This window comes from Curtobacterium sp. CFBP9011 (genome assembly GCF_034045095.1).
Lineage (GTDB): Bacteria > Actinomycetota > Actinomycetes > Actinomycetales > Microbacteriaceae > Curtobacterium.
In genome coordinates, this window is sequence record NZ_JAXCWN010000002.1 from 304,971 (window position 1) to 316,740 (window position 11,770).

At 69.9% G+C, this 11,770-nt stretch carries 9 protein-coding genes; 2 read left to right on the forward strand and 7 right to left on the reverse strand.

Going from position 1 to position 11,770, the window contains the following annotated elements:
• A complete protein-coding gene (locus SOM35_RS05640; protein ID WP_111073540.1) occupies positions 1-363 on the forward strand; it encodes an RNA polymerase-binding protein RbpA in 363 nt (120 codons plus the stop codon).
• Between the two features lie 184 nt (positions 364-547).
• Here the strand turns inward: SOM35_RS05640 and pgl are convergent, their stop codons facing one another.
• From pgl to tkt, 6 genes are all read right to left on the reverse strand, one after another.
• Positions 548-1,318, reverse strand: a complete 771-nt coding sequence (gene pgl, locus SOM35_RS05645; RefSeq protein ID WP_111073539.1) for a 6-phosphogluconolactonase — start codon at positions 1,316-1,318, stop codon at positions 548-550.
• 112 nt (positions 1,319-1,430) lie between these two features.
• Positions 1,431-2,375: a glucose-6-phosphate dehydrogenase assembly protein OpcA gene (locus SOM35_RS05650; RefSeq protein ID WP_221849493.1), complete on the reverse strand. Its 945-nt coding sequence runs from the start codon at positions 2,373-2,375 to the stop codon at positions 1,431-1,433.
• On the reverse strand, positions 2,372-3,910 hold the full coding sequence (gene zwf, locus SOM35_RS05655; protein ID WP_290156466.1) for a glucose-6-phosphate dehydrogenase: 1,539 nt from the start codon (positions 3,908-3,910) through the stop codon (positions 2,372-2,374). Before zwf ends, SOM35_RS05650 begins: the two co-directional genes overlap by 4 nt.
• 19 nt (positions 3,911-3,929) lie before the next feature.
• Positions 3,930-5,534, reverse strand: a complete 1,605-nt coding sequence (locus SOM35_RS05660; RefSeq protein WP_320514683.1) for a glucose-6-phosphate isomerase — start codon at positions 5,532-5,534, stop codon at positions 3,930-3,932.
• Between the two features lie 2 nt (positions 5,535-5,536).
• Positions 5,537-6,649 carry a transaldolase gene (tal, locus tag SOM35_RS05665; protein ID WP_253463198.1) on the reverse strand — a complete coding sequence of 371 codons (1,113 nt, stop codon included), beginning with the start codon at positions 6,647-6,649 and terminating at the stop codon, positions 5,537-5,539.
• Between the two features lie 156 nt (positions 6,650-6,805).
• Complete coding sequence (gene tkt / locus SOM35_RS05670; RefSeq protein ID WP_320514684.1) at positions 6,806-8,905, reverse strand: transketolase; 2,100 nt, start codon at positions 8,903-8,905, stop codon at positions 6,806-6,808.
• Positions 8,906-9,319: 414 nt separating this feature from the next.
• Between tkt and SOM35_RS05675 the strand changes: the two genes are divergently transcribed.
• On the forward strand, positions 9,320-10,249 hold the full coding sequence (locus SOM35_RS05675) for a heme o synthase (RefSeq protein ID WP_414648556.1): 930 nt from the start codon (positions 9,320-9,322) through the stop codon (positions 10,247-10,249).
• Between the two features lie 361 nt (positions 10,250-10,610).
• Here the strand turns inward: SOM35_RS05675 and SOM35_RS05680 are convergent, their stop codons facing one another.
• Positions 10,611-11,576, reverse strand: a complete 966-nt coding sequence (locus SOM35_RS05680; protein ID WP_111073532.1) for a COX15/CtaA family protein — start codon at positions 11,574-11,576, stop codon at positions 10,611-10,613.
• Positions 11,577-11,770 lie beyond the last annotated feature (194 nt).

Below are 11,770 nucleotides of genomic sequence, written 5' to 3' on the forward strand. Positions count from 1 at the left end.
ATGGCATCCGGAGGAAGCGCAATCCGCGGTTCGCGCGTCGGCGCGGGCCCGATGGGCGAACAGGACCGCGGGGTCCAGGCCGAGCGCGTCGCGATCTCCTACTGGGACGCGATGGGCAACGAGGTCGTGCGGTACTTCGCCGCGAGCCTGCCCGACGAAGAGATCCCCGAGACGGTTGATTCACCGTCCACGGGTCTCCCGGCCGGTCGCGACAAGGAGAACCCGCCGCAGGTCGCGAAGACCGAGCCCTACAAGACGCACCTCGCGTACGTGAAGGAACGTCGTACCGAGGAAGAGGCAGCGCAGCTCCTCGAGGACGCGCTCCAGCAGCTGCGTCAGCGTCGCGGTACCGCGGCCAAGTAGCCCCGCGGCGACAGACTGAGAACACGGCAGAGGCCCCCACACCGGATGGTGCGGGGGCCTCTGCCGTTCCCGGCCGTTCGGCGTCGAGCAGCAGTGGCGGGCGACCAGACGACGGACGGGAGGCCCGGTACCAGCTGGTACCGGGTCTCCCGTCCGTCTGCAGGCGCGTCACGCGCCCCGTGCGTCAGTACGTCGACGCGATGAGGTTCTCCGGGACGTCGCGTGCGGCGTCCTGGTCGACGAAGAAGACCGTGCGCTTCCGACCCTGCACGCCGCCCACGGGGACCTCGTCCACGGCCGCGCCGGCCAGGGCGAGGCCGAGGACCGACGCCTTCTCGGCACCGGACAGGATCACCCAGACACGCTGCGAGGCGTTGATCACCGGGTAGGTCAGCGTCAGGCGCTGCGCCGGCGGCTTGGGGGAGTCGTCGACGGGGACGACCTTGCGGTCGGTGATGCGCAGCTGCGGGAACTCGGGGAACAGCGACGCGGTGTGACCGTCCGGTCCGACGCCGAGCAGCGTGATGTCGAACCGGGGCGTCTCGGCGGAGTCCGGCGCTGCGGCGAGCAGTTCGCGCTCGTACTGCGTGGCGGCCTCGTCGATGCTGATGCCCGCGTCCGACGGCGCCATCGGGTGGATGTTCTCCGTGGGGATGCTCACGTGGTCCAGGAAATCGGTCTGCGTCCCTGTGATGTTGCGGTCGGCATCGCCTTCCGGCACCCAGCGCTCGTCGACCCACCAGACGTGGACCTTCGACCAGTCGACGCTCTGCTTCGCCTGCGACTGCCCGATCGCGGCCAGGACGAGGGTGGAGACGGAGCCACCGCTGATCGCGATGTCGGCCCGTCCCTGCTCGTCGAGGACGTCGATGAGCTTCGTGAGGAAGCGTGCGGCGACGGAGGCGCCGAGGGCCTGCTTGTCGGGGTGCACGAGCACCCGCCGTTCGTTGGTCACGTGACTCCTGTGTTCGTGGTGCGGCCGGTGCGACCGGGTCGGTCCGGCCGGCCGTCCGGCCATCCCGCCGCGGACGGCAGCGGGGGAGGACGGACGGCCGGACCGTGGGGGTTCAGCCCGCGATGCGTTCGCGGAGCTTGGCCACCCCGTGCTTGACGACGTCTCCGAAGAGGACGTCCGGGTCGAGTCTACGGAGTTCCTCGGCCAGGCAGTCGCGCAGGTTCCGGCGCGGCAGCGACAGGTCGTGGGTCGGCTGCCCGGGCATCGACAGCGTCGCCACGTCGACCAGGGAGCGCTCGAGTTCGATCGTCCCGGACTCGCGAACCAGCTTCACGCCGTGGATGCCGGACGAGCCGGTGGCACGGGGTGAGGTGGTGACCTCGACGGGGACCTTGAGCTGCAGACCGAGCCAGGCGGCGAGCAGCACGGTCGACGGGCTGTCGAACGCGCCGGAGACCTCCACCGCGGTGATCGGCTCGAACGGCGGCTGGTCGAGCGCCGCGGCGAGCTGGTTCCGCCAGAGGGTCAGGCGGGTCCAGGCGAAGTCGGTGTCGCCCGGGGCGTAGGAGTCCGCCAGCGCCATGATGGCCGCGTTCGGGTCCTTCTGGGCGGCAGCGTCCGTGATGCGACGCTGCGCGATCCGGCCGAGCGGGGACGCCGACGGCTTCTCCGGCGCGGCTTCCGGCCACCACGCGACGACGGGCGCGTCGGGCAGGAGCAGTCCGGTGACCAGGCTCTCCTCGTCCGCCGCGGTCTCGCCGTACGCACGGAGGACGATGACCTCGCTGGCACCCGCGTCGCTGCCGACACGGATCTGTGCGTCGAGACGGCCCGGGGACGCGACGTCCCCTTCGTTCTTCGACACGATGACGACGCGCATCGGGTGCTCGCGGGACGCCTGGTTCGCGGCCTCGATCGCCTCTTCCTCACGACCGAGGGCGGTCGAGACGATGAGGGTCAGGACGCGGCCGAGGGCGACGGCGCCGCCCTCCTCGCGGATGTGCACCAGGGTCTTCTGGATCTTCGAGACCGTGGTGTTCGGCAGGTCGATCTTCATGGACGCCTCCAGGTCCGTCCGTCGCGGGCCAGGAGCTCGTCGGCCGAAGCCGGGCCCCAGGTGCCGGGACGGTACTGTTCGGGCTGGCCCTGTGTCCGCCAGAACTCCTCGATCGGGTCGAGGATCTTCCAGGACAGCTCGACCTCCTGGTGCCGCGGGAACAGCGGCGGGTCACCGAGGAGCACGTCGAGGATGAGCCGTTCGTAGGCCTCGGGAGAGGCCTCGGTGAACGCGTGGCCGTAGCCGAAGTCCATCGTGACGTCGCGGACCTGTGTCCCGACGCCGGGGACCTTCGAGCCGAATCGGAGCGTGACGCCCTCGTCCGGCTGCACGCGAATCACCAGGGCGTTCTGCCCGAGCGGGGACTGCTCGATGCCGAACACGTCCTCCGGTACGCGCTTGAAGACGATCGCGATCTCGGTCACCCGACGTCCGAGCCGCTTGCCGGCTCGCAGGTAGAAGGGCACGCCCTGCCACCGTCGGGTCGCGATGTCGAGCCGGATCGCCGCGAAGGTCTCGGTCGTGGACTCGGGGTTCATGCCCGCTTCCTCGAGGAACCCGAGCACCTTCTCGCCGCCCTGCCAGCCACCGGCGTACTGCCCGCGGCTGGTCGCCGTGGACAGGTCCTCGGGCAGCCGGACGGCGGAGAGCACCTTCTCCTTCTCGGCGCGGAGGTGTCCGGCCTTGAACGAGACGGGCTCCTCCATCGCGGTGAGCGCGAGGAGCTGCAGCAGGTGGTTCTGGATGACGTCGCGCGCCGCACCGATGCCGTCGTAGTACGCGGCACGTCCGGCGACGCCGATGTCCTCGGCCATCGTGATCTGCACGTGGTCGACGTAGTTCGAGTTCCAGATGGGTTCGTACATCTGGTTCGCGAACCGGAGCGTCAGGAGGTTCTGGACGGTCTCCTTGCCGAGGTAGTGGTCGATGCGGAACACGTCGTCGGGAGCGAAGACGCTTTCGACGATGGCGTTCAGCTCGCGCGCGGTACGGAGGTCGGAGCCGAACGGCTTCTCGACCACCACGCGGCTCCACGAGCCGTCGCGCTTCTCGGTGAGGCCGGAGACCTTGAGCTGCTCCGTGACCACGGGGAACATCTTCGGCGGGATGGAGAGGTAGAAGGCGTGGTTGCCGAGCGTCCCACGCTCGGCGTCCAGCGTGTCGACCGTCTCCTTGAGCAGCCGGAACGCTTCGGGGTCGTCGAACGAGCCCTGGACGAAACGGATGCCCTGTTCGAGCTGACGCCAGACGTCCTCGTCGAACGGGGTCCGCGAGTGCTCCTTGACGGCGTCGTGGACGAGCTGGGAGAAGTCCTGGTCCTCCCAGTCACGTCGAGCGAACCCGACCAGCGCGAACCCCGGGGGCAGGAGCCCTCGGTTCGCGAGGTCGTAGACCGCGGGCATCAGCTTCTTGCGGGAGAGGTCTCCCGTCACCCCGAAGATGATGAGGGTGCTGGGACCCGCGATCCGGTTCAGTCGACGGTCCGTGGGCAGCCGGAGCGGGTTGTGCTCCGGGGTGATCGCCACCGGTGACATGTCGGTGAACTCCTTTGAATCAGGTGGTGAGTGCAGCCGCGATGACCGCCACCGCCGCGGGGACGTCCCGCGTCGACAGGGTCAGCACCGGACGGCCGTGCTCCGCGAGGACACTCGCGTCGCCGGCGGCCTGGGCTCGGATGAGCCGGCCGAACGTGAACGGGCGGCCGGGGACGGCGAGGTCGTCCTGCTCGTCGGAGACGATCTGCAGGAACACGCCGTTCGCGGGGCCGCCCTTGTGGTACTGGCCGGTGGAGTGCAGGAACCGGGGCCCGTACCCGGAGGTGACGGGGCGGCCGGTGCGTGCTGCCAGCAGGTCGCGGAGCGACCCGAGGTCGGCACCGGCGGTGCGGTCCGCGTAGACCTGGAGTGCGACGTAGCCGTCCGGACCGAGACCGGCCAGGAGGCTCGACACGGCCTGCGCGAGTGTCGTCCCGGCGTCGAGTCCACCCGTCGCGGACACGGCGATGCCCTGCTCCTCGAAGGCGGCAGCGGAGGCGACCTCGTCGGACGCGGGGGCGTCGAGCAGCGCACGGGCGGCGACCTTGGCGGCCTCCACGTCGGGCTGGTCGAACGGGTTGATGCCGAGCAGACGCCCGGCGACCGCGACCGCGTACTCCCAGACCAGGAACTGACCACCGAGGGTGCCGGTGATCTCGAGTTCGCCGTCGGCGACGTGCCGCTCGTCCTCGCGGGACCCGACGAGTCGGACGACCTGCAGGTCGGTCAGACCGGCCTGCAGTTCGGGAGCGTCGACGTCGAGCACGACCGGCAGGAGACCGCGGCCGTCCTTGCCGGTCGACTCGGCGATGAGCTGTTCGACCCAGTCGCCGAAGCCGAGGATGTGCGTGCCGTCCGCGACGATGCCGATCTTGTCCCGCAGGGGAGCGGTGCCACCGAGCACGGCGCCGAGCACGAGGCCCGGGTTCTCGTCGGTGTCGACGGCCAGCAGCACGCTGATCGCGTCGGCCTCGTCGAGGAGCTCGGCGATGTCCGCGCCCGCGAGTCCGGCCGGGACCAGCCCGAAGGCGGTCAGGGCGGAGTAGCGGCCGCCGACGGTCGGGTCGGCCGTGAAGACGCGGTACCCGGCCTGCTGCGCGTTGGCCTCGAGCGCGGAGCCCGGGTCCGTCACGACGACGATGCGCCCGGCGGGGTCGATGCCGGCGTCCTGGAACGCCTGCTCGAACACCCGACGCTGCGAGTCGGTCTCGAGGGTGGACCCCGACTTCGACGACACGACGAGCACGGTGCGCTCGAGGTCGGTCAGTGCGGAGCGGACCTGCGCGGGATCGGTCGAGTCGAGGACGACCAGCGGGACGCCGGCGGTCCGGGTGATGACCTCGGGCGCGAGCGACGAGCCGCCCATGCCCGCGAGGACGACCCGGTCGACGCCCTGCTCATGCAGCTGGTCGCGGAGTGCCACGACCTCGGCGACGAGCGGACGCGAGACCGAGACGGCCTCGACCCAGCCGAGGCGGTTGGACGCCTCGGCCTCGGCCGCCGGACCCCAGAGGGCGGCGTCCTGGGCCGTGATCCCGGACGCCACCAGGTCGGTGACGAGGCGCGGGACCACCGTGTCGATGGCCCGCGCCGCGTCACCGCTGGCGGCGATGGAGACGGTCACTCTTACTTGGCGTTCTCGAGGGCCGTCTTGACGGTGTCGACGAGCTCACCCCAGGAGACGTTGAACTTGTCCACGCCCTCCTTCTCGAGGAGCGCGACGACGTCGTCGTAGTCGACGCCGACGGCGGCGAGCTGGTCCATGACCTGGTTCGCGTCGTCGAACGTGCCGGCGATGGCGTCGCCGTGGACCTCACCGTGGTCGAACGTGGCCTCGAGGGTCTTGCCCGGCATGGTGTTGACGGTGTTCGGGGCGGCGAGCTCGGTCACGTAGAGCGTGTCGGGCAGCGACGGGTCCTTGACACCGGTCGAGGCCCAGAGCGGACGCTGCGTGTTCGCACCGGACTCGAGCAGGCCGAGGGCACGCTCGGTGGCGAACGCCTCGGTCCAGACCTGGTAGGCGAGCTGCGCGTTGGCGATGCCGGCCTTCGACTTGAGGGCGGTGGCCTCGTCCGAACCGACGGCGTCGAGGCGCTTGTCGATCTCGGAGTCGACGCGCGAGACGAAGAACGACGCGACCGAGTGGATCTTGGAGAGGTCGTGGCCCGCGGCCTTGGCCTTCTCGAGACCGCCGAGGTAGGCGTCGATGACGGCGCGGTAGCGCTCGAGCGAGAAGATCAGGGTGACGTTGACGGAGATGCCGGCACCGATGACCTCGGTGATCGCCTCGAGGCCCTCGAGCGTCGCCGGGATCTTGATGAGGACGTTCTCCTTGCCGACCTTGTCGAACAGGAACTTCGCCTGCTCGATGGTCTTGGCGGTCTCGTGGGCGAGACCCGGCTCGACCTCGATGGAGACGCGGCCGTCGAAGCCCTTGGTGGAGCTGTAGAGCGGCGTGAAGATGTCGCAAGCGTCGGAGACGTCGCGGGTCGTGATCTCGAAGATCGCGTTGGTGACGTCGGTGCCCGCGGCGGCGAGCTCCTTGACCTGGTCGTCGTAGCGCTCGCCCTTGGCGAGGGCCGACGCGAAGATCGTCGGGTTGGTGGTGACACCGACGACGTTGCGGTCGGCGATGAGGTTCTCGAGACGGCCGGTCTCGAGGAGCTCGCGGGACAGGTCGTCGAGCCAGATGCTCACGCCGACGGCGGAGAGGTCTTCGGTGGGGGTGGTGTCAGTCATTCGCTTCTTCTCTGCTTCGTTTCGTTCGTCGGCTCCGGGGAGCCGTGGTCTGTGTGCGGGGGTCGAGCCCCCGGGACGGGAGGCGCGTGGCGGGGCCGCCACGGGCCTCCCGTGCCGACGGGCCGGGGCCGACGTTCCGGACCCGGCCCGTTCGGGTCAGGATGCTGCTGCTGCGATCGATTCCTTGGCCGCCGAGATGACGTGCTCGGTGGTGAACCCGAACTCCTCGAACAGCTTCTGGTAGTCGGCCGAGGCACCGAAGTGCTCGATCGACACGCTGCGGCCGGCGTCCCCGACGATGTCGCGCCAGCTCATCGCGATCCCGGCCTCGACCGAGACGCGGGCCTTGACGGACTTCGGCAGGACCGACTCGCGGTACGCCTCGTCCTGCTCGTGGAACCACTCGAGCGACGGAGCGGACACGACCCGGGCGTTGATGCCCTCGGCCTTGAGCTGCTCGCGGGCGTCGACTGCGATCTGGACCTCGGAACCGGTGCCGATGAGGATCACGTCCGGGGTGCCGTTCGGCGCCTCGGCCAGGACGTACGCGCCCTTGCCGACGTTCTTCGCCGAGGCGAAGACCTCGCCGGAGGCGTCGCCGTCGCCACGCTCGAAGACGGGCAGGTTCTGGCGGCTCAGCGCGAGCCCGGCCGGGCGGTCCTGGTGCTTGAGCATCTCGAGCCAGGCGTACGCGACCTCGTTGGCGTCCGCGGGGCGGACGACGTCGAGACCCGGGATCGCACGGAGCGCGGTGATCTGCTCGATCGGCTGGTGCGTCGGGCCGTCCTCGCCGAGGGCGATGGAGTCGTGGGTCCAGACGTAGATCGCCGGCGCCTTCATGAGCGCGGCGAGACGGACTGCCGGGCGCATGTAGTCGCTGAAGATCAGGAACGTGCCACCGAAGGGGCGCGTGTTGCCGTGCAGGACGATGCCGTTGAGGATCGAGCCCATCGCGTGCTCGCGGATGCCGAAGTGCAGCACGCGGCCGAACGGGTCGGTCGTCCAGGTCTTCGTCGAGGCCTCGGCCGGACCGAAGGACTTGCCGTCCTCGATCGTGGTGAGGTTCGACTCGGCCAGGTCGGCGGAGCCACCCCAGAACTCGGGCATCAGCGGCGCGATGGCGTTGATGACCTTGCCGGAGGCGGCGCGGGTCGAGACGGCCTTCTCGGTGCTGAACACCGGGAGGGCGGCTTCGAGGCCCTCGGGCAGCTGCTTGGCCTGGACGCGGTCGAACAGCGCCTTCTTGTCGGCGTTGGCCGCGGCCCACGCGTCGAAGGTCTTCTGCCACTCGGCGTGCTCGGCCTGGCCCTTGGCGATCGCGCCGCGGGTGTAGTCGAGGACCTCGGGGGAGACGTCGAAGGTCTTCTCGGTGTCGAAGCCGAGGACCTCCTTCAGGCCCTTGAGCTCGTCGGCGCCGAGCGCGGAGCCGTGGATCTTGCCGGAGTTCTGCTTGGTCGGCGACGGCCAGCCGATGATCGTCTTGATGACGATGAGCGACGGCTTGTCGTGGACCTGCTTGGCGGCTTCGACGGCGGCGAAGAGTGCTTCGGCGTCCTCGTGGTACTCGCCGGTCTTCTTCCAGTCGACGACCTGGACGTGCCAGCCGAGCGCCTCGTAGCGAGCGTGGACGTCCTCGGAGAACGCGATGTCGGTGTCGTCCTCGATCGAGATCTGGTTCGAGTCGTAGAACGCGATGAGGTTGCCGAGCTGCTGGCGGCCCGCGAGCGAACCGGCCTCGTTCGTGACGCCTTCCTGCATGTCACCGTCGCCGGCGATCACGTAGGTGTAGTGGTCGAACGGCGACTGGCCGGCCGGGGTCTCCGGGTCGAACAGGCCGCGCTCGAAGCGCTGCGCGTAGGCGAAGCCGACGGCGGAGGCGAGGCCCTGGCCGAGCGGGCCGGTGGTGATCTCGACACCGTCGGTGTGGCCGTACTCCGGGTGACCCGGCGTCTTGGAGCCCCACTTGCGGAGGTGCTGGAGGTCGTCGAGCTCGAGACCGTAGCCGTGCAGGTAGAACTGCACGTACTGCAGGATCGATGCGTGACCCGCCGACAGGATGAAGCGGTCGCGACCGATCCACGTGGAGTCGCTCGGGTCGCGACGCATCACCTTCTGGAAGAGGAGGTGAGCCAGCGGCGCGAGGCTCATCGCGGTGCCGGGGTGACCGTTGCCGGCCGCCTCGACAGAGTCGGCGGCGAGGACGCGGGCCGTGTCGACGGCCTTCCGGTCGATGGCGTCCCAGGTGAATTCAGCCACTTGGATGTTGACCCTTCATTGATGCGACATGTGCGAGGGCTCGTGCCATCGCACGGACATGGTGCCCACCCGGGGCTCCGTCGCGGCGCCGTTGCCGGCGGCCGACCGGCTCGTTCGCGGCCGACGTCTTCGGGGCACGCTGCGGGAGGGCCTCTCCAGCATAGTGAACCGGCACTCAGAAGGTGCCCAGGTGACCGGCTGGCCTCGATGACCGGTCGGTGACCGGTCGTCGTCCGGGCGTGTCCCGGACCCGCTGGAGAGCGGCGGGACATCGTCGTGGCGCCGTCCATCGCGTAAACTGATCGTGATCCGCGACCATTCCGCGGACACGCACGCCCAGACGCCGACGGTGACGTCCTCCCGAGCGTGCGAGCTGCAGCGAAACAGACTGAGGTTCCCTTGCCGACTGCCACCGTGACCAGGCCAGACACCGTTCGTCGGTCGATGCTGTCCCGCAAGGTCCGGGCGTACGTCTCGCTCACCAAGCCGCGCGTGATGGAGCTCCTGCTCGTCACCACCGCGCCGACGATGTTCCTGGCCCAGCGGGGCGTGCCCGACCTGTGGCTCGTGTTCTGGACGATGCTCGGCGGTGCGATGTCGGCTGGCTCGGCGTCCGCGTTCAACTGTTACATCGACCGCGACATCGACCGTCTGATGAAGCGAACGAGCACCCGCCCGCTCGTCACCGGCGAACTGTCCGACCGCGAAGCACTCGTGTTCTCGTGGGTGCTGGGCATCGTGTCGACCGTCGTGCTCGTCGTCTTCGTGAACTGGCTCGCCGCCGCTCTGAGCGTCGCCGCGATCCTGATCTACGTCTTCCTCTACACACTCTGGCTCAAGCGCCGGACCCCGCAGAACATCGTCTGGGGCGGCTCGGCCGGCTGCATGCCGGTCCTGATCGGCTGGGCGGCCGTCACCGGCTCGCTGACCTGGGCCCCCGTCATCCTCTTCATGGTGATCTTCCTCTGGACGCCGCCGCACTACTGGCCGCTGTCGATGAAGTACCGCGACGACTACGACGCCGCCGACGTGCCGATGCTCGCAGTCGTGCGTGGCCGGACCGTCGTCGGACTGCAGGTCGTGCTCTACGCCTGGGCGACGCTGGTCTGCTCGCTGCTGCTCATCCCGGTGGCGAACATGGGGCCGCTGTACACGGTGGTCGCCCTGGCCGCGGGTGTCTGGTTCGTCGTCGAGTCGCACCTGCTCTACAACCGGGCGATCCAGCACATGGAGCAGGTGCACCCGATGCGCGTGTTCCGCAGCTCGATCACCTACCTGACGCTGCTGTTCATCGCGGTGGGCATCGACCCGCTGTTGCCGCAGGTGTTCACGTTCACGATCTGACCCACCCGGTGTGACGACGGGCCCGGCCTCCGCGGAGGCCGGGCCCGTCGTCGTTTTCAGCGCCCGTCGTCGTTCGCGGGGCCGGCGGGGGACCGGGTGGACTCGCGCGGCACGAGCTGGGGAGCCGGCCGTATCGGGGAGCCGGCCGTGTCGGGTACGCGGGTCGCGTCGCGCGGTGGGGCGTGCCTCCAGGCCGGCGCAGCAGGGCCGACACACCCGTGGACGGGACGGTGAGGGGTGCGCCTTGCGCTGGTGCGTCCGCGGGCCGAACGGGTCGCTGTCCGGGAGGCGCCGATCACCCCGCGCAGACCGGCGCGGCGACGACGTGGTCAGCCCCACAGCCGCGGACGGCCGAGCCGGATCAGGCCCGGACGGCGTCCCGACCGGCACTGGACCGGGTGGAGAGCACGACCGCGGTCATCGCGGCGACGAGCAGGCCGGCGAGCACCATGTGGGTGCCGACGAGTCCGACCGGCAGACCGGTGCGCGCCTGGGTGAGCCCGACCGCGATCTGGACGAACTCGACGACGAGCAGCAGCAGGACGCTCCGGCTGGAGATGCCGAGACGGACCGCGCCGATCACGAGCACCAGGGTCAGCGCGAAGGTCGCGTAGGCGGGGATGGCGTGCAGGTGCTCCATGAGCTGCGTGTCGAAGCCCGTCCGGTGGACCGCGCCGCCGTCGACACGCTCACTGGCACCGGCGTGCGGGCCGCTGCCGGTGGTGAGGATGCCGATGAGGACGGTGAGGGCGACGGCGACCACGGTGCCGCGGACGACGTCGAAGTACCAGCGCGGCACGATCCGGTCGCGGACGCGGGGGCCGTTCACCGAGCGGTAGACCAGGGCGGCGGTGATGCTCGTGAGCACGGCGGACACGACGAAGTGCAGCCCGACGACGAACGGGTTGAGGCCGGAGATGACCGACACGCCGCCGATGACCGCCTGGACGGGGATCGCCGCGCCCTGGGCGAACGCCAGCCAGAACAGCTCGGGACGCGTCTTGCGCATCCGGACGACCGCCAGGAACATCGCGATCGCGACGACGACCAGCACGAAGGTCAGCAGACGGTTGCCGAACTCGATGATCCCGTGGATGCCCATCTCGGGCGTCGACACGAGCGAGTCGGTGGTGCACTTCGGCCAGGTGGGGCAGCCGAGTCCGGAGGCGGTCAGGCGCACCAGGCCGCCGGTGCCGATGAGCACGACCTCGACCACGAACGACGCCCAGGCGAGGACCACGACGCGCGGGTCGACGGTGCGGGGGAGCGACCACCAGGGGGTCGGGGTCCGGACGTCCTGCTCGACGGTTGGTCCGACGCGAGTCACGAGGGTGGTGCCTTCCTGTTGTTCCGGGCCCTGGACCTGTAGGATTCGAGGGTTCAGCAGCAGTCAAGTCTAGGCAGGCGCCGGCTCCGAATGGGCCGTGATCGCCGATCGGTCCCGCGACTGCGTGGGAACATCGACGTTGCGAGGCAGCAACACCATGGGACGCCGTGTCGGCGGCCTGCGGTGGAATGGTG

Bases quoted from the DNA above. Each gene is read 5' to 3' on its own strand.
- SOM35_RS05640 (WP_111073540.1), top strand. From the start codon at position 1: ATGGCATCCGGAGGAAGCGCAATCCGCGGTTCGCGCGTCGGCGCGGGC.
- zwf (WP_290156466.1), bottom strand. From the start codon at position 3,910: ATGTCACCGGTGGCGATCACCCCGGAGCACAACCCGCTCCGGCTGCCC.
- SOM35_RS05650 (WP_221849493.1), bottom strand. From the start codon at position 2,375: ATGAAGATCGACCTGCCGAACACCACGGTCTCGAAGATCCAGAAGACC.
- tal (WP_253463198.1), bottom strand. From the start codon at position 6,649: ATGACTGACACCACCCCCACCGAAGACCTCTCCGCCGTCGGCGTGAGC.